General features: G+C 70.7%; 20 protein-coding genes and 1 pseudogene. 8 read left to right on the top strand and 13 right to left on the bottom strand.

What is annotated here, in order from left to right; translation table 11 throughout:
* The first annotated feature begins 567 nt into the window (after positions 1–567).
* A complete protein-coding gene (locus CES90_RS41675; RefSeq protein ID WP_229913747.1) occupies positions 568–1,539 on the top strand; it encodes a DMT family transporter in 972 nt (323 codons plus the stop codon).
* A gap of 55 nt (positions 1,540–1,594) precedes the next feature.
* Here CES90_RS41675 and CES90_RS41680 read toward each other — a convergent pair whose 3' ends face one another.
* The 3 genes from CES90_RS41680 to CES90_RS41690 all read right to left on the bottom strand — a co-directional run bounded on the left by CES90_RS41680 (position 1,595) and on the right by CES90_RS41690 (position 4,139).
* Positions 1,595–2,431 carry an MBL fold metallo-hydrolase gene (locus CES90_RS41680; protein ID WP_189782403.1) on the bottom strand — a complete coding sequence of 279 codons (837 nt, stop codon included), beginning with the start codon at positions 2,429–2,431 and terminating at the stop codon, positions 1,595–1,597.
* Positions 2,432–2,567: 136 nt separating this feature from the next.
* A complete protein-coding gene (locus tag CES90_RS41685; protein WP_189782402.1) occupies positions 2,568–2,951 on the bottom strand; it encodes a VOC family protein in 384 nt (127 codons plus the stop codon).
* 144 nt (positions 2,952–3,095) lie between these two features.
* Positions 3,096–4,139 carry an NAD(P)-dependent alcohol dehydrogenase gene (locus CES90_RS41690; RefSeq protein ID WP_189782401.1) on the bottom strand — a complete coding sequence of 348 codons (1,044 nt, stop codon included), beginning with the start codon at positions 4,137–4,139 and terminating at the stop codon, positions 3,096–3,098.
* A 174-nt stretch (positions 4,140–4,313) separates the two neighbouring features.
* On the opposite strand from CES90_RS41690, the gene CES90_RS41695 reads away from it, so the two are divergent.
* The gene (locus CES90_RS41695; protein WP_189782400.1) at positions 4,314–5,258 is read left to right on the top strand and encodes a helix-turn-helix domain-containing protein; all 945 of its coding nucleotides are present in this window, start codon (positions 4,314–4,316) and stop codon (positions 5,256–5,258) included.
* 64 nt (positions 5,259–5,322) lie between these two features.
* On the opposite strand, the gene CES90_RS41700 is transcribed toward CES90_RS41695, so the two are convergent.
* From CES90_RS41700 to CES90_RS41715, 4 genes and pseudogenes are all read right to left on the bottom strand, one after another.
* Positions 5,323–8,592 carry a S8 family peptidase gene (locus CES90_RS41700; RefSeq protein ID WP_189782399.1) on the bottom strand — a complete coding sequence of 1,090 codons (3,270 nt, stop codon included), beginning with the start codon at positions 8,590–8,592 and terminating at the stop codon, positions 5,323–5,325.
* 279 nt (positions 8,593–8,871) lie between these two features.
* Positions 8,872–9,249: pseudogene (locus CES90_RS41705) on the bottom strand (ABC transporter ATP-binding protein); the annotation flags it as partial.
* 149 nt (positions 9,250–9,398) lie between these two features.
* On the bottom strand, positions 9,399–10,652 hold the full coding sequence (locus tag CES90_RS41710; RefSeq protein WP_229913746.1) for a L,D-transpeptidase: 1,254 nt from the start codon (positions 10,650–10,652) through the stop codon (positions 9,399–9,401).
* Positions 10,653–10,900: 248 nt separating this feature from the next.
* Positions 10,901–11,245: a hypothetical protein gene (locus CES90_RS41715; RefSeq protein ID WP_189782397.1), complete on the bottom strand. Its 345-nt coding sequence runs from the start codon at positions 11,243–11,245 to the stop codon at positions 10,901–10,903.
* Positions 11,246–11,355: 110 nt separating this feature from the next.
* Between CES90_RS41715 and CES90_RS41720 the strand changes: the two genes are divergently transcribed.
* Positions 11,356–11,721 (top strand): hypothetical protein, encoded by a 366-nt coding sequence (locus tag CES90_RS41720; RefSeq protein ID WP_189782396.1) that lies wholly within the window; start codon positions 11,356–11,358, stop codon positions 11,719–11,721.
* A gap of 45 nt (positions 11,722–11,766) precedes the next feature.
* Here CES90_RS41720 and hutH read toward each other — a convergent pair whose 3' ends face one another.
* From hutH to CES90_RS41735, 3 genes are all read right to left on the bottom strand, one after another.
* Positions 11,767–13,305 (bottom strand): histidine ammonia-lyase, encoded by a 1,539-nt coding sequence (gene hutH / locus CES90_RS41725; protein ID WP_189782444.1) that lies wholly within the window; start codon positions 13,303–13,305, stop codon positions 11,767–11,769.
* 120 nt (positions 13,306–13,425) lie between these two features.
* A complete protein-coding gene (locus CES90_RS41730; protein WP_189782395.1) occupies positions 13,426–14,604 on the bottom strand; it encodes a GGDEF domain-containing protein in 1,179 nt (392 codons plus the stop codon).
* Between the two features lie 91 nt (positions 14,605–14,695).
* Positions 14,696–15,535: an enoyl-CoA hydratase/isomerase family protein gene (locus CES90_RS41735; RefSeq protein ID WP_189782394.1), complete on the bottom strand. Its 840-nt coding sequence runs from the start codon at positions 15,533–15,535 to the stop codon at positions 14,696–14,698.
* A gap of 175 nt (positions 15,536–15,710) precedes the next feature.
* Between CES90_RS41735 and CES90_RS41740 the strand changes: the two genes are divergently transcribed.
* On the top strand, positions 15,711–16,367 hold the full coding sequence (locus CES90_RS41740; protein WP_189782393.1) for a hypothetical protein: 657 nt from the start codon (positions 15,711–15,713) through the stop codon (positions 16,365–16,367).
* A 28-nt stretch (positions 16,368–16,395) separates the two neighbouring features.
* Here CES90_RS41740 and CES90_RS41745 read toward each other — a convergent pair whose 3' ends face one another.
* Both CES90_RS41745 and CES90_RS41750 read right to left on the bottom strand, forming a co-directional pair.
* Positions 16,396–17,523: an adenylate/guanylate cyclase domain-containing protein gene (locus tag CES90_RS41745; RefSeq protein ID WP_189782392.1), complete on the bottom strand. Its 1,128-nt coding sequence runs from the start codon at positions 17,521–17,523 to the stop codon at positions 16,396–16,398.
* 273 nt (positions 17,524–17,796) lie between these two features.
* Positions 17,797–18,651: a biotin--[acetyl-CoA-carboxylase] ligase gene (locus tag CES90_RS41750; RefSeq protein ID WP_189782391.1), complete on the bottom strand. Its 855-nt coding sequence runs from the start codon at positions 18,649–18,651 to the stop codon at positions 17,797–17,799.
* 178 nt (positions 18,652–18,829) lie between these two features.
* Here CES90_RS41750 and CES90_RS41755 point away from each other — a divergent pair, with 178 nt between their 5' ends.
* From CES90_RS41755 to CES90_RS41765, 4 genes are all read left to right on the top strand, one after another.
* A complete protein-coding gene (locus tag CES90_RS41755) occupies positions 18,830–20,419 on the top strand; it encodes an acyl-CoA carboxylase subunit beta (RefSeq protein WP_189782390.1) in 1,590 nt (529 codons plus the stop codon).
* A 9-nt stretch (positions 20,420–20,428) separates the two neighbouring features.
* Positions 20,429–20,638, top strand: coding sequence for an acyl-CoA carboxylase epsilon subunit (locus CES90_RS41760; RefSeq protein WP_149827766.1), 210 nt, complete (start codon positions 20,429–20,431; stop codon positions 20,636–20,638).
* A gap of 71 nt (positions 20,639–20,709) precedes the next feature.
* Positions 20,710–20,838, top strand: coding sequence for a morphogenic membrane protein MmpB (gene mmpB / locus CES90_RS51455; RefSeq protein ID WP_268257014.1), 129 nt, complete (start codon positions 20,710–20,712; stop codon positions 20,836–20,838).
* 320 nt (positions 20,839–21,158) lie between these two features.
* Positions 21,159–21,779: a nucleoside triphosphate pyrophosphatase gene (locus CES90_RS41765; protein ID WP_189782389.1), complete on the top strand. Its 621-nt coding sequence runs from the start codon at positions 21,159–21,161 to the stop codon at positions 21,777–21,779.
* A gap of 9 nt (positions 21,780–21,788) precedes the next feature.
* On the opposite strand, the gene CES90_RS41770 is transcribed toward CES90_RS41765, so the two are convergent.
* Positions 21,789–22,241, bottom strand: coding sequence for a hypothetical protein (locus CES90_RS41770; protein ID WP_189782388.1), 453 nt, complete (start codon positions 22,239–22,241; stop codon positions 21,789–21,791).
* Between the last annotated feature and the right edge of the window lie 34 nt (positions 22,242–22,275).

Genomic DNA, 22,275 nt, shown 5'->3' on the forward strand with positions numbered 1-22,275 from the left:
GGGCAACCAGTCCGCGCGCTCGACAGACCAGGGCCACATGGCACAACAGCGCGCCCGGACACGGACTCGACGCCGCCCACCCGACGACCTCGTGAGCAGGTCGCCGCGCTGGGCTTGGCGGCGGCGGTCGACCTGTGGGCCCAGCTCACGGCGTGCCCGCGGTGGACGGCTGTACGTGCGGTCGGCCCGGCAGTCGACCCCGGCCTTCGCGGGGCGAGCGTCCGCGCCGGTATCCGGGCCGAGTCGCCGACCGGACCGGCGTGAGGCGAACTGGTCGGCGTCGGACGATCCGGTCGGCCTTCCTTGATCAAGTGGCCCTGGCCCTGGCCCGGCCCCCGGCCCCCGGCCCCCGGCCCCCGGCCCCAAGAAGTGTGGGCGGGCCGGGTACCATCGCCGAGTGAGTACCTACTGGCACGCCGTTACTCCGCCTCCCTGCGTCTGATCGGGCGCAGGCTTCGGCGGTTCTGATCCCCGGCCCCCACCGACACGAAGTTCGGTCAGGGGCTTTTGTCGTGCGCCCGTTCGCGGATCGATTCCACCCGTATTCGACGACGGAAGAACACGACTGTGCCGAACCGCACCACCCCCTTGCCTCACTCGCGCCGGACGACATCGACCGATGACCCGCGCCCTGCCTCACGTACCGCGCTCCTCGGCGGCCCCGCACCGATCCTCACCTCGGCCGTGCTGTGGGGCACGACCGGAGCCGCCGGGTCCCTGGCGCCCAAGGCCGCGCCCGCGGCGACTGTCGGCTGTGCGGGGCTCGTCCTCGGCGGCATCCTGCTGTTCCTGACCTCGCGCGGCGCCCGCTGCCTGCCCGTCGGCTGCACCCGCCGTGAGCGGTGGCTGCTCGCCCTCGGGGCCCTGGCGGTCGCCGGCTATCCGGTCACCTTCTATCCGGCGGTGGCCCGCACCGGTGTGGCCGTGGCCACCGTGATCGCGCTGGGCAGCGCGCCGGTCTTCGCCGGGCTGCTGGCCTGGATCACCGGGCAGGCGCGGCCGACCGCCCGCTGGGCCGGTGCCACGACGGCCGCCGTACTGGGCTGCACCTTGCTGGTGCTGGGCCCCACACTCACCGGGCATGCCACGCCGATGGACCTGACGGGCGTCGCGCTCGCCGCGTGCGGGGGGCTGTCGTACGCCACGTACTCGCTGATCGGCGGCAGGCTCATCACCACCGGGCACCCTTCCGACGCGGTGATGGGCGTGCTGTTCGGCGCGGCCGGACTGCTGGTGCTGCCGCTCGTGGTGTTCCTCGACGCGCACTGGCTGGTCACGGCCCGTGGCGCGGCCGTGGCGGGATACCTGGCCCTGTTCACCGTCTGGCTGGCCTACCGGCTCTTCGGACACGGACTGCGTCGTACGCCGGCGTCGACGGCCACGTCGCTGACGCTGGTCGAGCCCGCCGTCGCGGCGATCCTGGGGGTCACCGTCCTCGGTGAGCGCCTGCCCGTCATCTCCTGGTGCGGACTGACCGTCCTCGCGCTGGGCCTGGTCCTGCTGACGGTCCCCTTCCGCGTCGGTGGCCGGAGGAAGTAGCGCCCTTTCTCACCCATCCGTGGGCGGCCGCCATCCACCGGTGGCCGCCCACCCCTCAGTCGCCACCCCCGTTCGGTTCGAAGCCCGCCAGCAGCTGCTCCAACGCCGCCTGGTCCGGGCCCATGAACGGCGGGGCGGAGGGGGCGAAGGCGAGGGTGTCGAGCATGGAGCCGGTGATTCCGGTGGCCGGGGGCAGGTGGGTGGAGAGGACCAGGTCGGGCTTGCGGTCCTTGAGGGGCTGGAACGTCGTGACGAACTTCTCCACGTCGACGTTGTGGACCCAGGGACTGTCGACCGTGGCCCACAGGAGTTGCGCGGCGCGCAGATCCTCGACGGCGACGGCGCGGACGTCGTCGGCCTGGGCGAGGTCGGCGGTGGGGAGCGGGGCACCGAAGCAGTCGGAGCTGAAACAGACACCGGAGTGGTTGTCGAAGAAGCCGACGGTCGCCGGGTTGTCGAACAGCGGCGGGCGGAAGCCGGTGAGGGTGCGGTCGCCTATGTTCATGGTCTCGCCGGGGTTCAGCAGGTAGGCGCGGTCGAGGGGCAGCGGGCGTTCGCAGGAGAGGATTCCGGCGCCGATGAAGGTCGTCACGACGCGTGCGTCGGGCGCCGCCGCCAGCAGGTCGAAGATCCCGCCCGTGTGGTCGCGGTCGGGGTGGGTGAGCCAGATCCAGCGGACGTCCACGGGGTCCAGCACGGTGCTGAGGGTCTCGACGAAGTTCCGGTCGGGCAGGCCCAGGCCTGTGTCGATGACCAGCGGTTGGGCACCGTGCAGCACGAACGCGTTCACCGGGATGTGGCCGATGCCCGGTACCTCGAGGCTGTCGGCCAGAACGCTGATGTCCGGGCGGACCCTGTGCACCGTGCCCGGACGGACCTTTTGAAGGGGCATGTCACTCACACCTCTGAAGACCCCCGAGAGGTGATCGTGCCGCGACCGTCTGTCTCTCCCTCACCCATGGTCCGGCCTCCCCGCCGACGCCGCATCCGCTCGGCGGGTCGGTTCGATGGCACCACCGAAGGGCTCGTCAGGATCCGCTGCCGTACGGCCTGGTGATGATCTCCAGGTTGTGGCCGTTCGGGTCGTCGAAGTAGGTGCCGCGACCGCCGTCGTTCCTGTTGATCTCCATGGTCCGGCGGTGGAAGGGGTCCGCCCAGTAGGTGAGGCCGGCCGCCTTGACGCGGGCGAAGATCTCGTCGAACTCGTCCTCGGTGACCAGGAAGGCGTAGTGCTGGGGCGTGATGGGATCGGGTGAGTCCATGTAGTCGAGGGTCACGCCGTTGGGGATCTCCACCGGGATGAAGGGGCCGAACGGAGGGCTCACCTCCAGCCCCAGGATGTCGGCCAGGAACCGGGCCGAGGCCTCCTTGTCATGAGCGGCGACGATCGTGTGGTTCAGCGCGACGGACATCGGGTGCCTCCCCATGTGAGGGTGCACGGACGTTTTCCACGCTACCCGGCCCCCCAGGGTCGGGGCTTGTCGCGCCCACGCGGCGGAGCCGCGTATGCCACAGCCCCGCGCCCCTGACGGGGCGCGGGGAACTGCGCGAGGTCCTCAGATCGTCGCCGTGTCGATCACGAACCGGTAGCGGACGTCACTGGCCAGCACTCGCTCGTACGCCTCGTTGATCTCGGACGCGTCGATCAGCTCGATCTCCGACCCGAGACCGTGCTCAGCGCAGAAGTCCAGCATTTCCTGCGTCTCGGCGATGCCGCCGATCATGGAGCCGGCGAGGGTCTTGTTGCCGGCGATGAGGGAGAAGAGGTTGAGCGCGATGGGCTCCTCGGGCGCGCCCACGTTCACCAGCGCGCCCCCGGTCTTCAGCAGCGACAGGTACGCGCCGAAGTCGAGCGGCGCCGACACCGTGGACAGCACGATGTCGAACGTGCCGGCCAGTTCCTCGAAGGTCTTCGGGTCACTGGTGGCGTAGTAGTGGTCGGCGCCCAGCTTCAGCCCGTCGTCCTTCTTGCGCAGGGACTGGGAGAGGACCGTCACCTCGGCGCCCAGCGCGTGTGCGATCTTCACGCCCATGTGGCCGAGCCCGCCGAGGCCGACGACGGCGACCTTCTTCCCGGGGCCGGCGTTCCAGTGCTTGAGCGGGGAGTAGGTGGTGATGCCCGCGCACAGCAGCGGTGCGGCCACGTCCAGGGACAAGCCGTCCGGGATACGGACCGTGTACTTCTCGTCCACGACGATCTTCTCGGAGTAGCCGCCGTAGGTGGGCTCCCCGTTCTTGTCGAGGCCGTTGTACGTGGGGACGTTGCCCTTGAGGCAGAACTGCTCCGTACCGGCCTTGCAGTTCTCGCACTCGCCGCAGGAGTCGACCATGCAGCCGACCCCGACCCGGTCGCCGACGGCGAACTTGGTGACGCCGGAGCCCACGGCCTCGACGACACCGGCGATCTCGTGACCCGGCACTATCGGGAAGATCGCCTCGCCCCATCCCTCCCGGGCCTGGTGGATGTCGGAGTGGCAGATTCCGGCGAACTTGATGTCTATCAGCACATCGAACTCACCGACCTCGCGGCGCTCTATGGTGGTGCGCTCCAGCGGAGCCTTGGCGGCGGGGGCCGCGTAGGCGGCAACAGTGGTGGTCATGCCGGGGTTCTCCTGGTCGTCGTACCGTCGCGCCCGGCCTGCCTTCGGGCCGGGTGCGACCACCAGCCTGCCTCACGCCAAGGTATTCACCCAGGTCACGGCTCTGCGTACGTCCGCTGGTCCTACTACTGGCGGGGTCAGGCTCACGGTCGTACGACCGTGAATACTTGACGTATGGAAGAACAGCCCCGAGCCGCCCGAGCCCCGCAGGACGCGCGGGACCCGCGGGACCCCCAGGACCCGCCCACCGGCGCCCTCGACCGGCGTGCCGAACTCAGCGAGTTCCTGCGCACCCGGCGGGCCCGGCTGAAGCCGGAGGACGTGGGACTGCCGGCCTTCGGGCGGCACCGGCGGGTCCCCGGGCTGCGCCGGGAGGAGCTCGCCCAGCTCGCGGGCGTGTCCGTGGCGTACTACACCCGGCTGGAGCAGGGCAACGGGCGCAATGTGTCCGCGGAGGTGCTCGACGCCATCGCGCGCGCCCTCCGGCTGAACGCCGCCGAGCACTCCCACCTCACGCACCTCGCCAAGCCGAAGGCGCACAAGAAGAAGCCGTCGGCCCGCCCGCAGCAAGTGCGGGCGGGCCTGCGCCAGTTGGTCGACACGCTGGACGACGTTCCCGCGTACGTCACCGGGCGGCGCTCGGACATCCTCATCTGGAACCGGATGGCGGCCGCGGTGTTCGGTGACTGGTCGGAGCTGCCGCCGCAGGAGCGGAACTGGGCGCGGCTGGTGTTCCTGCGGCCCGAGTACCGGGACCTGTACATCGACTGGGACCAGAAGGCCGCCGACATGGTCAGCTTTCTGCGGATGGACGCGGGCTGCCACCCGGACGATCCACGGCTGTCGGCGCTGGTCGGCGAGTTGTCGGTGAAGAGCGAGGAGTTCCGGCGGCTGTGGGCCACGCACGACGTCAAGGAGAAGAGCCATGGCGTCAAGCGCATGCACCACCCCCTTGTCGGCGACCTCACCCTCTCCTTCGAGACCTTCCCCCTCCCCGACGACCAGGAACAGTTCCTGATCATCTACCACGCCGAACCGGGCTCCCCCTCGGCCGACGCCCTCCGCCTCCTGGCCAGCTGGGGCACGGACGCGACCCGGGCGCCGACGGTGACGCCGTAGCCCGTAGCCCGTAGCCCGTAGCCCCTGGCCGGCTTGGGCCACGGCGTCATCGCCGAAATACGCGTCACTTGCCGAAATACGCGTCGTAGATCGACACCGTCCCCTTGTTCCCCTTCTTGTCGGTCACCTCGGCCCGGAACGAAACGCTCTCCCCCGCCCCCGGCGTCACACAGCTGAACCTGCCGTTCTTGACGGCGGCCTTGGTCCACTTCTTGCCGCCGTCCGACACATACACGGTCAGCGACTTGAGGTTCCGGCCGGCGGCCGCCCCCTGCACAGTGATCGGAACGCTGACTTTTCCGCCGGCCGGAGCCGTGCTGTCGAGGCCCAGGAAGGGGGCGCCGAAGCGGACAGTGGAGACCGGCAGTGTCGTGTCGTCCGCCGTCTTCCGGGACTTGAAGGTCCAGCTCGCGTCGATGCGGGAGGAGGCCCTGGCCACGTCCGCGGACCGGGAGACGGAGGTCGTCAGCCGGTAGGTGGCGGGCCCCGGCGGGACCTTGAACTGGCCCGACCCGTCCAACGGGTCCTCACCCGAGGTGATCTTCCTACCGTTGCGGTACAGGGTCGTCGTGACCTTCTCGTACACCGACGACCCCGCGTGCCCCTTGCCGTCGGCGAACAACGGCAGCATGCCGTACAGGTGATCGCCGTCGCGGCGAATGCCGTACGCGGCGGTGATCTTCGGGCCGAAGACCCCTGCGTTGAAGGTCTCGGCGTAGCTCTTGCCACGCTCGTAGGCGCGACTGTCGCCGGTGGTGTAGTACGCGTCCAGGATCGGGAAGCCCTGTTCGTCCTCTCCGCCGTACTGCTCGAAGTCGAGGCTCCACCTCACCCCCTGCGTGGCGGAGAGATACAGCGTGCGGGTGCCGGGCAGCGGCTGCGGGACGCCGGCCATCGCGGAGCCGCCGCTGTCGGGGAGCCTGGCCCAGGGGACGACCGCGCCCTGCTTGCCCGGGGTGGAGGCGCCGAGGCCGGTCTTCACTGTGGCCAGTTCGCTCTTCTTCCAGCGCTTGGTGTAGCCGGTGGCGAGCTTGTCGACCTTGCCTCCTGTGACGGTGGCGTACAGCACGGTGTCGCCCTTGGTCCAGTGGCCCACCCAGTTCTGGGTGAGTCTGCCGCCGGTGACCGGAGGGCCGAGGTGCGCGGTACGGAACCCGTCGTACGTGTCGAGCAGCCAGCCGAAGAGGTACGGGTTCTCGCCCACCCGCAAGGTGAACTCCGGTGCCGCGGACACCGCTTCGACGGCGGCCTCGGGCACGGTGATGTTCACGGGTTTCGCCTTGCGGGCGTCCAGCGTGAGCAAGGTCTTCCGGTCGACGGTGAGGACCGGCCGGGCCAGCCAGTCCGTTCCCTTGCTCAGGTCCTCAGGGTCCACGGTGATCCCGGCGTTGAGGACGTAACTCCCCTTCGGCGCCCGCACCTTGACGGTCCCGTCCTTGTCGTAGGGCGTGAACCACTCATCGGCGGCGAGCCCCAAGACCCCGGTGAGGTCGATCATGTAGTCCACGGCCGCCTCGCCGTCGCGGTCGACGACCTTGAGCGTGAGGTCGTACGACTCCACCTCGCGCTGCACGGCCGCCGCCGTCCGTACGCTCTGGCCGCCGCCGGTGGCGGTGACGTACGCGGTGTACGCGCCGTTGAGGCTGCCGCCCGGCTTTGTGTCGACGGCCAGCTTCACCGCCGCTTCGCCGTCCGCGGGGACGGTGACCTTCCTGGCGCCGAGCGTGAAGAAGCCGGCGGGGGCGGGCTTGCCCTTCGGGTCGGTGGCGGTCACGGTGAGGTCGAGGGTGACGGCCTTGGTGCCGAGGTTCTTGTACGTGAGTTTCTCGGTCTTCCGTTTGTCGTCGGTGTGCGGCCACTCCTGCACTCCGAAGCTCACCGAGACCGGGTCGGCGACGATCGTCTGCTTGATGGCCTTGTCGACCCGGATCCGGCCGGAACCCTGCTGGAACGGCGTGTACGGGCCGCCCTTGGCGGACGCGACGAGGGCGGCCTTGAGTTCGGCGTACGTCCACTGCGGGTGCTGTTGCTTGAGGAGGGCGGCGGCGCCCGCGACATGCGGGGTCGCCATCGACGTACCGGAGATGGTCAGGTAGCCCTCGGGTTTCTCGCCGACCTCCTGCTCGATGACGCTGCCCTCGGCCGAGGCGGCGGTGATGTCGACACCGGGCGCGGTCACATCGGGCTTGATCTGGCCGTCGAGGCCGGGGCCTCGGCTGGAGAAGGAGGCGAGCTCGTCCTTGCCGTCGACCGCGCCGACGGTGAGCGCGGCGGACGCGCTGCCCGGGGAGCCGACCGTCCGCTCGCCCGCGTCGCCCTCGTTGCCCGCGGCGATCGCGAAGAGGATGCCCTTCTCGGCGGAGAGCTTGTCGATCTCCGCCTCCATCGGGTCGACCTCGGGGGTGTCGCTGCCGCCGAGGCTGAGGTTGACGACATCGGCGCCCTGTTCGGCGGCCCACTCCATGCCGGCGATGATCCCGGAGTCGTCGCCGTAGCCATCGTCGCTCAGCACCTTGCCGTTGAGCAGCTTGGCGCCGGGCGCGACGCCCTTGTACTTGCCCTTGGACCGCTTCCCGGTGCCGACCGCGATGGAGGCGACGTGCGTGCCGTGGCCGAACTTGTCCGTCGTGTCGGGCGAGGTGGAGAAGTTCTTGTCGGCGATCACCTGGTCCTTCAGATCCGGGTGGGTCGCGTCGATGCCCGTGTCCAGCACGGCGATGGTGACGCCCCTGCCGTCGTAGCCGGCCTTCCACGCCGTCGGGGCGCCGATCCTCGGGACGGACTTGTCGAGGCGCACCTTGCGGACGCCGTCCAGCCAGATGTTCGCGACGCCCCTGGCCGTGGTGCCGTCGGCGTCGGTGACCGCCTTCCACAGCTCGGCGGCGTCGTCCCTGGGTGTGAGGACCGCGTCGGCGTTCAGCGTCTCCAGGGTGCGGCGGACCTTGGTGTCGCCCGCGTCCCGTACGTCGGCCCGAGCGCCGGCGGCGGTCCCCGTGTAGCCGACGATCAGCTTCAGGCCCTGCCTGTGGGACTTGCGGGTGGCGGACCTGTTCAGCTCGGTGACGTCGAACAGCCGCTTGTCGAGCCTCCCGGCGGAGATCAGTCGGGCCGCGTCGGCCGGCAGCACATACGTGTGCCCGTCGGCCTCCCGGACCTGCACGGGAACCCCCGCACGGCCCTTCGCCCGCTCCAGACCGCGAACACGGCCGCCGGCGTCGACGAGGACACGGTCACCGGTGATGAGGGTGATGCGGTGGCGGGCCCTGACATCGGCGGTCCCGTCTGCGGACACCGGACCGGCCGTTCCCCCTGTCAGGGCCACGGTGGACACCATGGCGATCGAGACCGTGCACGCTCTTCCCACTTGTCTGCGCAAGTTTCCCCCTGAAGCAGCAGAAGTGCGGCCGGGGGAGCGCCGCAAAGCGGCCTATGTCAACGTACATACGCATACATGCCATACACGCCATACGCGTCAACACCCCCGAAATACGAAGTATGACGAGGGGTCAACTCAGGCTCAATAGCTACTCCGACAAGCCGAGGAGCCCGGGGCCACGCGCGCCCCGTACGCGCCCCGAGCTCCCCTACAACGCGCCCCGCACCCCTGGAGATGTCATGCCCCGGCGTTCTCCTTCACGGTGATCCGCCCCTTGCGGATCGTCGCGACCCTCGGGGCCTTCTTCGCCAGCGTCGAGTCATGGGTGACCATGACGAATGTGAGCCCGTGCTCCTTCCACAGGGTCTCCAGCACCCCCATGATCTCGTCACGCGTGAACTCGTCGAGGTTGCCGGTGGGTTCGTCGGCGAGCAGCACCTTCGGCCGCTTCACCAGCGCCCGGGCGATCGCCACGCGCTGCTGCTGACCGCCCGACAACTCGGCCGGCAGATGCCCGAGCCGCTTCCCCGGCCCCACCGACTCCAGCGCCTCGGCGGCCCGTTCCCGCCGCTCCTTCGTCTTCACACCGAGCGGTAGGAGGGCCGTCTCCACGTTTCCTGCGCGGTCAGCGTGCGAGTGCGGCCGAGTGGGGGCTGGTCGCGCAGTTCCCCGCGCCCCTTAGAGGCGCGGGGAACTGCGCGAGCAACCCACCACAACCCGCACCCGCCGACGCACTCACACCGAGTTCATCGGCGCGGCGGAGGTCAGACCTCCGAGCCCGCCTTCCAGTCGGCCCAGCTCAGGTTCCAGCCGTTGAGGCCGTTGTCGGGGGCCACGGTCTTGTCGCCGGTGTTCTCGACGACCACGACGTCACCGACGATCGAGTTGTTGTAGAACCAGGCACCCTCGGTGTCGGGATCGTTCGCACCCTTGGTGTCGTTGAGGCCGACGCACCCGTGGCTGGTGTTGACGTTGCCGAAGACGGAGTCGGCGCCCCAGTAGTTGCCGTGGATGAACGTCCCGGAGGTGGTGAGACGGATGGCGTGCGGCACATCCTTGATGTCGTACTCGCCCTTGCCGTCGTCGTCGGTGAAGCCCACGGTCGCGCCGTTCATGCGCGTCTCCTTGAACTTCTCCGACATCACCATGATGCCTTCGTACGTCTTGTTCTCGGGGGAGCCGGCGGAGATCGGGATGGTCTTGACGACCTTGCCGTCCTGCGTGACCTTCATCGTCTTGGTGTTGGCGTCGACGATCGAGACCTGGTTCCGGCCGATCGTGAAGGAGACCGTCTTCTGCTGGACGCCGTAGACGCCCTCGGCGCCCTCCACCCCGTCGAGCGCGAGCTTGAGGGTGACGGTGGAGCCCTCCTGCCAGTAGTCCTCGGGCCGGAAGTCGAGACGGTTGGCGTTGAACCAGTGCCCGACGACCTCCTGGCCGGAGCTGGTGGAGACGGTGATCCCCTTCTGGACGTCGGCCTTGTTGGTGATCGCCTTGTCGAAGTTGATCGAGACCGGCATGCCGACGCCGACGGTGGAACCGTCCTCGGGCGTGAAGTTGCCGATGAAGCTGTTGGCCGGCGAGACCGTGGTGAACGAGGCGTTCTCGTGGGCCTCCCGGCCCTCGGAGTCCGTGGCGGCGGCGGTGATCTTGTAGCTGGTGGACCGCTCCAGCTGGGCACTCGGCGCCCAGCTCTTCTTGTCGGCGGATATCTCGCCCTCGACGGCGGCGCCGTCGGCGGTGGTCATGGTCACCTCCGTGAGCGTGCCCTTGCTCACGGTGACCTTGGCCGAGTTGTTGATGGAGGCGTTGTCTGAGCCGTCCTTCGGCGTGATCTCGATCTCGGCCTCGGAGTTCTTCTTGGCGGCCGCCTCGTCGACCTTGGCCTGCGAGGAGTCCCCGCCGTCGTTCCCGGACGCGTTGTCGCCGTCGCCCCCGCTGCACGCAGAGAGCACCAGCACCCCGCCGAGCAGTGCGGACGCGACCGACAGGCCCCTGCGCCGCTTACTGTTCGTCATCACACGCTTCTCCATCGTTGCCGAATCCCCAAAACCACGAAACCCTGAGAATCCCCGTAAGCACTAAAACACCGCGACGGCACCGAGCCGTTCCACTTCGCATCGAGGTGTGGGATACGCCACTCCGACCACTCCCGGGTTTCGACGGCGACCCCGGCGGTGATGCGCGGGTGACAAGTGCGCCCCATGAGACGACGGAAACCCCGGGCGGCAGCCGCCGCCCGGGGTCACGAATGCCCCAAGCCGCCTCAGCCGAGCCGGTCTTCCTCTTCGCCCTCGCCCTCATCATCCTCGTCAAGACCCCATTCCGGCGAATCGGGGTCGTAGTCGATGCTCTCGCTGCTCCAGGACGCCTGGGCCAGTTCGACCCCGGGCACCTCGCCGACCAGGTCGAACGGGTCGATCAGATAGGCGAGAGCCTCTGCTGTGTCCTCCGTCACGGCGCTCACGGCGTGTACCCGCTCGTCGGCCGGCATATCGGCGTCGCCGGAAATCCGCCGCAGTGCGGCCCCGGTGAGGGCCTCTACGTCCTCGACTTCCACTACCAATTCCACGCGAAGCCGGACGAACTGTGATGTCTCAGTTGTACTCATGCCTCGGAGCGTACGGCTCACGGGTCGCGCGACTTTCCCACGACCCGCGCCTTTCATTAGCATCGCTCTCTACGGCCAATTCGCCCGCGCCACAAGGGGATCGATATTTCGTGTCCGTCGCACGTCGAGCGTCGTCCACCGCCCGCCGGTCGCTCCTGACCGCCACCGCCGCGGGGACCCTCCTGGGTGCCCTGTGGTTCGTGCCGTCGGCGAACGCGACGCAGGAGGACACGGCGGACATACGGCAGACGGCGTCGACCACGACGGACGCGGACTCGGATGCGGACTCGGATGCGGACTCGACGGCGGACGCGGACTCGGCCACGACCTCCGACACGGACGACCGCGCCGCCGAACTCGCCGACACCGGAAGCCCCAACACCACCCCGTACATCGTCGGCGGCACCCTCTTCCTGGGCCTCGGCGCGGGCTTCGTGGCGTACTCGGTACGGCGGGGGCGTCTGGAGGCGTACTGAGAAGCGCCCGAAGGCGCTTCCCTTCAACGGCGACCGGAGAGGCCGTCAGGCGAGCGGCCCCGTCACCGACTCCGCCGCCGCCACCAGCCGCCCGTCCCGGACGAACGCGTCGGCCAGCGCAAGGTCGGGCGCGAGGAAGCGGTCCGGACCAGGCCCCTCGACCCCGGCCTCGCGTACGGCCTCGATGACCGCGCGGGTCGCCGGCGCCGGCGTCAGCCCCTCCCGCAGCTCGACGGCGCGCGTCCCGGCGTACAACTCGACGGCGAGCACCCGCGTCAGGTTGTCCACGGCGGTCCGCAGCTTCCGCGCCGCCGACCACCCCATCGAGACGTGGTCCTCCTGCATCGCGGAGGACGGGATCGAGTCGGCGGAGGCGGGCACGGCGAGCCGCTTCAGCTCGCTGACGAGGGCCGCCTGCGTGTACTGGGCGATCATGAGCCCGGAGTCGACCCCGGCGTCGTCCGCGAGGAACGGCGGCAGTCCGTGTGACCGGTTCTTGTCGAGCAGCCGGTCGGTACGCCGCTCGGCGATCGACGCCAGGTCCGCGACCGCGATCGCGAGGAAGTCCAGGACGTACCCGACCGGGGCCCCGTGGAAGTTGCCGTTGGACTCGACCCGCCCGTCCGGCAGCACGACCGGGTTGTCGACGGCCGACGCCAACTCCCGCTCGGCGACGAGCCGCGCGTGCGCCATGGTGTCGCGCCCCGCCCCCGCCACCTGCGGGGCGCACCGCACCGAGTACGCGTCCTGCACCCGGGGCGCGTCGTCCTGGTGGTGCCCGGTGAGCCCCGAACCCTTCAGCACGGCCAGCATGTTGGCGGCCGAGGCACCCTGCCCGGGGTGCGGGCGGATGACGTGCAGCTCGGGGGCGAGGACCTTGTCGGTGCCGAGCAGCGCCTCCAGGGAGATCGCGGCGGTGATGTCGGCGGACGTGTACAGCGTCTCCAGGTCCGCCAGCGCCATGACCAGCATGCCGAGCATGCCGTCGGTGCCGTTGAGGAGGGCGAGCCCCTCCTTCTCGCGCAGCTCGACGGGGGCGATGCCGTGCGCGGCGAGCAGCTCACCGGCCGGCCGTACGACGCCGTCCGGGCCCTCGGCGTCGCCCTCTCCCATAAGGGTGAGCGCGCAGTGGGACAGCGGCGCGAGGTCGCCGGAGCAGCCGAGGGAGCCGTACTCGTGGACGACGGGGGTGATCCCGGCGTTGAGGAGGTCGGCCATGGTCTGCGCGACTTCGGGCCGTACACCCGTACGTCCCGAGCAGAGCGTCTTCAGCCGCAGGAACATCAGCGCGCGTACGACCTCGCGCTCCACCCGCGGGCCCATGCCGGCCGCGTGCGAGCGGACGATGTTCCGCTGGAGCTGGGTACGCAGCTCCTGACTGATGTGCCGGGTCGCGAGGGCGCCGAACCCGGTGGAGACCCCGTAGACGGGGTCCGGTTTGGCCGCCAGCGCCTCCACGATCTCGCGGGCCGCGGCGAGCGCCGCCACCGCCTCCTGGGAGAGCTCGACCCGGGCGCCGGCGCGCGCCACGGCGAGGACGTCGGCCGCGGTGGCACCGGTCGTCCCGAGCACCACCGTGTCCACAGAGTGCATATCCATATTCAGGATCGTAGGGACTGAATCGTCGAATGTCACGACCGGTCGGGGGTGGGACTCCTTACCGGCCACCGGAGGGACGGGGAGTACTGGGATGTTGAAAGTCCCCTACCCCTGGGGCCGGCGCCCCCGAATGCGGCGTCGCTCTCCCGGATGGGCCGGGTCGGCCGGGGCCGGTGGGTGGTCGGCGAGGCTGACGACCGGGTCCTCGGCACCCTCGCCCTCGCGGCCGGCGACGACCGGCTCGAGGGATCCGGCGGCCTTGGCCCGGTACTGCGCGGCGTCGGCGAGCCGGAACAGCCGGCGGGCCGACCGGAGCGGGCCGATCGGGTCCCCCGTGGAGGCGACCCCGCAGGCGACCCCCTCGCCCGGCTCCAACTCCCGCGCCCGTACGCAGAGATCACCGGCGACCCGTACCACCTCGTCGGCGGACGGCCCCACCGCGAGCAGACAGAACTCGTCGCCGCCGAGCCGTGCGGCCAGCACGCCGGGCAGTTCCGCCCCGTAGCGCGAGAGCACGGAGCCGAACCGCTCCAGGACCTGGTCCCCGACCGCGTGTCCGTAGGAGTCGTTGACCTTCTTCAGGCCATTGAGGTCGCAGACGACCAGGCTGATGACCGTGCCGTCGCGCCGGTGTGCCTCCATCGCCTCGTCGAGCCGCAGATCGACCGCGCGCCGGTTGCCGAGGCCGGTGAGGGAGTCGGTGAATGCGAGCCGCCGGGCCTCCTCCAGGCGCTCCGACTGGGCGATACCGGCCGCCACGACGGAGGCGAGCACGGTCGCGAACGCCGCGTCGTCACCGTGGAAGACCGGCTCCCCTGCGGGCCGGGCCACATACAACTCGCCCCACGCCCGCCCGTTCAGCACGACGGGCGCCACCACGCAGCACCCGCGCCCGCGCCGCCGGAGCGCCGCGACCCGCTGATGGCAGTAACCGCCCCGGCTGCGCCGCTCCGCCAGCGGCCCGGCCGCCGTCTCCACCCAGGCATTGGGCTCGCCGCCCTCCAGCCACCGCTCGTGCAGGAACTCCGCGATCTCCGGGAACTCGTGCACGGGATAGGTCTCGTCCCCGGGGAACTCCTCCTCGTCCGGAGCCAGGCTCCCCACATTGACCAGCACCCGCAGCAGCCCGCGCTCCCGCTCCCACACGGACAGCGCGGCGAAGCTGCCGGACAGGGCCCGGCACGCGCCGTCCGCGGCGGCCCGCCACGACTCGCGCGGTGTGTGCGCCGCGGCCATGCCCCGCGCCAACGCCACCACGGCCCTCAGCCGTCTGTCCTCACCCATCACTCCAGGCTAGGGAGCTTTGCTCCGTTTTGAGACATTGGTGCGGCGAACAGGGGGCGCACCCACGCGACCGCCTTGTCCCGGCGCCCCCTTACTCCCCCGGCCACTCCGGCTTCCGCTTCTCGTTGAAGGCGGCCACACCCTCCGCCCGGTCCCCCGAGAACGCCACCGAACGCCAAGCCGCGTCCTCGACCTCCAGCCCGGCCCGCAGATCGAGCCCGTGCCCGAGCCGCAGCGCACGCTTGGCCGCGCGCAGCCCGACGGGCGAGTTCGCGGCGATCCGCGCGGCCAGCGCCAAGGCCTCCGCCCGGTCCCGCCCCTCGTCCACCAGCTGGTCCACGAGCCCCAACTCCCGCGCCTCCACGGCCTCCAGCCGCCGCGCCGTGAAGATCAGCTCGGCGGCCCGGGCGGCCCCCACGCGACGCGGCAGCAACTGCGTACCGCCGCCACCCGGAATGACGCCCACGGACACCTCGGGCAGCCCCACCACCGCCGTGCGGTCGGCCACGATCAGGTCGCAGGAGAGGGCGAGTTCGAAGCCACCACCCAGCGCGAAGCCGTGGACGGCGGCGATCGTGGGCATCGGCAGCTCCAGTACGCCGGTGTAGGCAGCCCGCGCGACAGGCCGCTGCCGCACCAGCTCGGCGTCGCTGAACGAGTTCCGCTCCTTCAGATCGGCCCCCACGCAGAACGCCCGCTCGTGCGTCGACGTCAGCACGGCCACCCGTACGTCCCGGTCGCCGGACAGCGCCGCACACGCCCCCGCGATGGACCGGGCCATGTCGGTGGACACGGCGTTCATGGCCTTGGGCCGGTCAAGAACAAGCTCGGCGACATACGCGTGCCGCCGTACGACGACGAACTCGCCGTACCGCCGCTCGCCCCCCTGGTCACCCTGCTCCGCCCGCTCCGCTGCGGCACCGACGCCCATGACACCCTCCCGGTTAACGCGGGTTAACAACCGTCGGCCCGATCATCGCACAGGGGGCGGTTTCCCCGTTCGAGTGACATCCAGCCCTTCTCCGGCCACGCCTCCCACCCTGGCGCATAACCTGCGCTCCGCACAGGCGCACCGGGGGACACGGGCGCGGAGGGGAGGACAGGCCATGACGACGAGCACGGTGACGAGGCCGACGACGGGCGCGGCGGCGGGCGCGGCGGGGGCGCCACACATTCCCAGCCAGCGCGGACGGCACCGCAGGCCCCGCCCCCGGAAGGTGCTGTTCGCCTTCGGCGGGCTGGCTCTGGCGGCGGGGGCGCTGAGCCTCGTACGGCTGGCCTCGGACCCGGTCGGCGGAGGTGTGGGTGCGGCAGGCGCGACGCCGAAGTCCGCGGACGAGATCACGGACGAGGTCACGGACGAGGCGACCAGCGCCGGGGCGACCGTGGGAAGCGTGCCCTCGGCGGGCCCGGACGGCCCGACCGCCGACACCGCCATGGGAAACGCGAGCGCCACACCGACGCCACCGGCGTCACCGGGTGCGACCACCGCGACACCTTCGCCCTCGGCACCACCGTCCACCGCCTCGGTGGGCGTCGAACTCCCCAGCGGCCCCCGCGCCCACCGAGCCCCCTCGACCCCGACCACCCACCCGGCGAACCCGGATCCCGAGGCCCCGAGCGCGACCACCTCCCAGCCCTCGGCGGCACCCCAGCAACCGGCCGCTACGGCGGACGAGCCCACGAAGCCCCAGAAGCCGGACCCGGGCGGCCTGTGCGTACCGGTCGTCGGCCTGTGCGTGGACGACACCCTGAGCCGGTGAAGCCCCACACACGGCTTCGGCTACGCCATCACGGCTTCCCCGGCCGCCGAGTGAGCAGCCACGGCTGGACGACACCCAGGCCACGCACCGGACGCTGCCACATCGGCTGAAGGGCGAAGCGGTACGAAGGCGGCTCCTCGCCCTCCTTCTCGGCGGCGGCCGCGGCCTCGGCGGCCTCCGCCTCCGAGGCGGGGGCCTCTCCCGTACGGGTCAGCTCCTCGGCGAAGGCACCGTCGACGAGCACCGCGTCCTTGGGCGCTATCGAGGTCAGTCGGCTCGCGAGGTTCACGGTCGACCCGAAGACGTCGCCCATCCGGGTGGTCACCGTGCCGAAGGCCATGCCGACGCGCAGCTCGGGCATGGTCTCGTCGTTCGCCATGGTCTCGATGAGCCGAAGGGCGATCTCGGCGGCCACACCGGCGTCGTCGGTGGCGTACAGGACCTCGTCCCCCAGCGTCTTGATGAGCCGCCCGCCATTCGCCGCCACCAGATCCGCCGCGGTGGTCTCGAAGGCCTCGACGAGCTCGCCGAGCTCCTCCTCCTCCATCCGCCGGGTGAGCCGGGTGAACCCGACCAGATCGGCGAAGCAGACGGCCAGCCGCCGGTCGACCATCTCCTCGTCATCGGCGGCCTGCACGACGCGCCCGGTGGCCGCCGCGAGCTGCCGCCGCCACACATAGACGAGGAACTCCTCCAGCTCCGGCAGCAGCAGCTCGATCAGCGGGTACGTCACCTCGGTGCGGGTCATCCCCGGCTCCGGCGGCTCGGTCAGGCCCTCCAGGAAGGAGTCGATCTGCCACTCGGCGAGCCGGGCCGTGGTCTGCCCCGTGGAGCGGGCCACCTGCACGGCCATGGCCTCACTCAGCAGCCCCGCCTCGACAAGACCGGCGAGCCGCCGCAACGCCAGCACGTCGGCCTCGGTGAGCGCCTTGGCCTGCCCGATGTCCGCGAAGCCCATGGCCCGCCAGAAACGGGACGCCAGCTCCATGGACACGCCCGCGCTGCGCGCCGCCTGGAACGGGGTGTACCGGCGCTCGGCACCGAGGATGAGCCCTTCGAGCCGCAGCGCCAGCGGGTCCTCCTCGCCGGCGTCCGCGCCCGGAAGGTCCACGCGGCCATGCGCGTCCGTCCCGGAGCCCGTGTCCTCGACGCTCACGCCTGCTGCCCTTCCGATCTCCCACGGTCACGTACTCGACCGGCCTCAACTCTACGGCAGGTGTGCGCCAGCTCACTCCGGAAGGTAGCCCGAGGGCGCCCGTAAGGGGCGCGGGGCTGTGACATATGCGGCTCCGCCGCGTGGGCGCGACAAGCCCCCACCCACCCGCACATGGGGTCGAAGGGGCGCAGCCCCTGGATGGGGGTCCCCCCGCTCGAGCGAAGCCGAGAGTGGGGGAGGGACGGGTAGGGGCGGCGGGGGCGAAACCCCCCGTCAAACGGCCCGCAGATGCACGATGTCCCCCGCCCCCACGGGCTCCTGCACCCCCTCCCCCGTGGCCAGCACCAACCGCCCGTCCCCATCCACGGCAACCGCCTCCCCCACCACGGACCGCTCCCCGGGCAACTCGGCCCGCACCTTCCGCCCCAACGTCGCGCACCCCGCCGCATACGTCTCCTGCAGCCCGCTCAGCCCCGGATCACCCCCAGCCGACCGCCACCGCCCGTACCACTCCTCCAACGCCCGCAACACGGCCCGCAGCAACGGATCCCGATCCGTGTTCACGGCCCCCGCAAGCACCAGCGACCCCGCCGTGGGCACCGGCAGCTCATCCGCCCGCAGACTCACATTCACGCCGATCCCCAGCACGACCCCATCGGCCCCGGCCCGCTCCGCGAGGATCCCCCCGGCCTTCCGCTCCTCGCCCCCCACGGTCACCAGCACATCGTTGGGCCATTTGAGTGACGTGTCGACCCCGGCGGCCCGGGACAACCCGGTCGCCACGGCTACCCCGGTGAGCAGCGGCAGCCACCCCCACCGCTCCACCGGCACCTCGACCGGCTTGAGCAGCACGGAGAAGAAGAGCCCCGACCGCGCCGGCGCCGTCCAGCTCCGTTCGAGCCGCCCCCGCCCGGCCCGCTGCTCCTCCGCGACGAGCACCGCCCCCTCGGGCAGCCGATCGGCGCGCCCCGCGAGGTCGGTGTTGGTGGACCCGATGACGGGCACCACGTCCAGCGAGCTCCACAGCCCGCCCTCCCGGACGAGGGCCCGGCGCAGGGCGTTCGCGTTCAGAGGAGGCCGTTCCAGATCGGACCAGCGGCTGTCGTCTGCTGCATCTCGCGGCGTCATGCAACCACCCTAGGTGTGTTCAACGCCGCACTGCCGAACGGTAGGCGCCGCACTACTCTACGGATGAGTAACCGCCCCCACTTCTGAGCACGTACCACATGTACTGGGCAATCACTCAGCAAGCCACCCAGTAAGTCACTCTCACGTCCCCATTGAGCAGCCAGGGAGCCGCATCCCGATGTCCGAGCCGGAAGAGATCGACATCCACACAACCACGGGGAAGCTCGCGGATCTCCAGCGCCGTGTCCACGAAGCGACACACGCCGGTTCGGAACGCGCGGTGGAAAAGCAGCACGCCAAGGGCAAACTGACAGCCCGTGAGCGGATCGAGCTGCTCCTCGACGAGGACTCCTTCGTCGAGTTCGACGAGTTCGCCCGCCACCGCTCCACCGACTTCGGCATGGAGAGCAACCGCCCGTACGGCGACGGCGTCGTCACCGGCTACGGCACGGTCGACGGCCGCCCGGTGGCGATCTTCTCCCAGGACTTCACGGTCCTCGGCGGCTCCCTCGGCGAGGTCTTCGGCCAGAAGATCATGAAGGCCATGGACTTCGCCCTCAAGACGGGCTGCCCGGTCATCGGCATCAACGACTCCGGCGGCGCCCGTATCCAGGAGGGCGTCATGGCCCTCGGCATGTACGGCGAGATCTTCCGCCGCAACACCCACGCCTCCGGCGTGATCCCCCAGATCTCCCTGGTCGTCGGCCCGTGCGCGGGCGGCGCGGTCTACTCCCCCGCGATCACCGACTTCACGGTCATGGTCGACCAGACCTCGCACATGTTCATCACCGGCCCGGACGTCATCAAGACGGTCACGGGCGAGGACGTCGGCTTCGAGGAGCTGGGCGGCGCCCGCACCCACAACGCCACATCCGGGGTCGCCCATCACATGGCGGGCGACGAGAAGGACGCCATCGACTACGTCAAGCAGCTCCTCTCCTACCTCCCGTCGAACAACCTCAGCGAGCCCCCGTCGTTCCCCGAACAGGCGGACCTCACCCTCACCGACGAGGACCGCGAGCTCGACACGCTCGTCCCCGACAGCGCGAACCAGCCGTACGACATGCACACGGTGATCGAACACGTCCTGGACGACGCCGAGTTCTTCGAGACACAAGCCCTCTTCGCCCCGAACATCCTCACCGGCTTCGGCCGCGTGGAGGGCCACCCGGTCGGCATCGTCGCCAACCAGCCCCTCCAGTTCGCCGGCTGCCTGGACATCGACGCCTCCGAGAAGGCGGCCCGCTTCGTCCGCACCTGCGACGCCTTCAACGTCCCGGTCCTGACCTTCGTGGACGTCCCCGGCTTCCTCCCGGGCGTGGGCCAGGAACACGAGGGCATCATCCGCCGAGGCGCCAAACTGATCTACGCCTACGCCGAAGCCACCGTCCCCCTGATCACGGTCATCACCCGCAAGGCCTTCGGCGGCGCCTACGACGTCATGGGCTCCAAGCACCTCGGCGCCGACCTCAACCTCGCCTGGCCCACCGCCCAGATCGCCGTCATGGGCGCCCAGGGCGCGGTCAACATCCTCCACCGCCGCACGATCGCCGCGGCCCCCGAATCCGAACGCGAAGAGGTCCGCACCCGCCTCATCCAGGAGTACGAGGACACCCTCCTCAACCCCTACACGGCGGCCGAACGCGGCTACGTCGACGCCGTGATCAGCCCTTCCGACACCCGCCGCCACCTCATCCGCGGCCTACGCCACCTCCGCACGAAGCGCGAGTCCCTCCCCCCGAAGAAGCACGGCAACATCCCCCTGTAAGGAGCCGCTGTGACGATCAAGGTCGTACGGGGCAATCCCACCCCCGAGGAGTTGGCCGCCGCACTGGCGGTGGTCCGCGCCCGCGCCGCGGCGGCAGCCACCGAGCCGCCCGGCGCGCCCACCCCCCGGGACTCCTGGTCCGACCCGTCCCGCATCGCCGCCCACCGCCTCCCCGCCCCCGGCCCCACCACCTGGAGCCGCACCTACTGGCCCACCTGAGCGGAACGCCCGGCCCCATTTGAGTACGCGTACTCAGGCGCCCGCCCTCCGGCCCACCGCACCATCGGACCATGCTCTGGTCCGACCCTGAGAACGAGCCGCCGAAGGAACTGCGCGACACGCAGGCCATGCTTCGGCGGCTCGGCATCCTCATGGCCTTGGCCATGGTCCTGGCGATGCTGGTACTGGGCATCCTCTAAAAACAGCCACCACGCCAACGGGGCGGCCGCAAGACGGCGTAAGGGGCCGTGCCGGTACGTCATGCCCGTCGCGTGGAGCGGCCCAGAGAACCCCAACCCATCAACCCCGAGCAGTAGGGCACCAAGCGACGGGCAGACGTACCGGCACCACCCCGCCCCACCACGCACCCCACGCACCCCCGCCAACCACCAGAGACACCCCACACCAAGCCACGGACAGACACACCGACACCGACACCGACACCGCCCCGCCCCCCAACGCACCCCACGCACCCCCGCCCAACCGCCGGAGGCACCCCGCTGTCGATACCCTGGGCCACATGACTGAACCGCAGCCCCGCCGCCTGGTGCTCGCCTCCAAGTCCCCCGCCCGCCTCAACTTGCTCCGCCAGGCCGGCCTGTCCCCCGAGGTGATCGTCAGCGGCGTGGACGAGGACGCCGTCACCGCCCCCACCCCCGCCGACCTCGCCCTGGCCCTGGCCGAGGCAAAGGCCTCCGTCGTGGCGGCGAAGCCCGAGGTCAAGGGCGCCCTGGTCATCGGCTGCGACTCGGTGCTCGACCTCGACGGCGAAGCCCTCGGCAAGCCCGCCGACGCCGAGGAGGCCACGGCCCGCTGGAAGTCGATGCGCGGCCGCGCGGGCACACTCCAGACCGGCCACTGCGTATGGGACACGGTCAGCGAACGCCACGTCTCCGCCGTCGCCTCCACGGTCGTCCACTTCGGCGACCCCACCGACGAGGAGATCGCCGCGTACGTGGCCTCCGGAGAGCCCCTCTACGTGGCAGGCGCGTTCACCCTGGACGGCCGCTCGGCCCCGTTCATCGACGGCATCGAGGGCGACAACGGCAACGTGATCGGCATCAGCCTGCCCCTGCTACGCCGCCTGCTGGCCCAACTGGACGTGGGGATCACGGAGTTGTGGACGCCCAGGAACAAGTGACGTAAGGCGTCAGGACGGGCTCGGCGTCGAAGGCGAGGAGGGCATGACCGAGCCGTCACCCTTGCCACTCCCGGGCCGGTCGTACGTCATCAAGGTCAACACGACCAGCCCCAGCACCACCATCATGAACACGAACGCCCCCCACCCGACCAGCCCCACGGTGAGCGCGCCGAGCAGCCCGTGCACGACGGCGGCACTGATGAGCAGGATCCTCCCGAGCCCGGCGGCGGGCCGGTTGCGCAGCGCGACGAGCAGGGCGACGACGCCACAGAAGACGAAGTAGAGGCCGAAGAGAACACCCCCGGCCTTCGTCGACACGGACATCGCGTCGGGATCGAGCCCGGCGAGGGACATCTTCTGCCGGTCGACGACGGTGCCGAGGAACCACTGCAGCCCGGCGATCCCGAGCCCCTCCGCGAACAGCACGATCGCCGTGACCACCGCCACCGGTCTGCGGACCACCGGTCCCCACCCACTTCCGCCGTTACCCCAAGCA

Source organism: Streptomyces capitiformicae, assembly GCF_002214185.1.
Lineage (GTDB): Bacteria > Actinomycetota > Actinomycetes > Streptomycetales > Streptomycetaceae > Streptomyces > Streptomyces capitiformicae.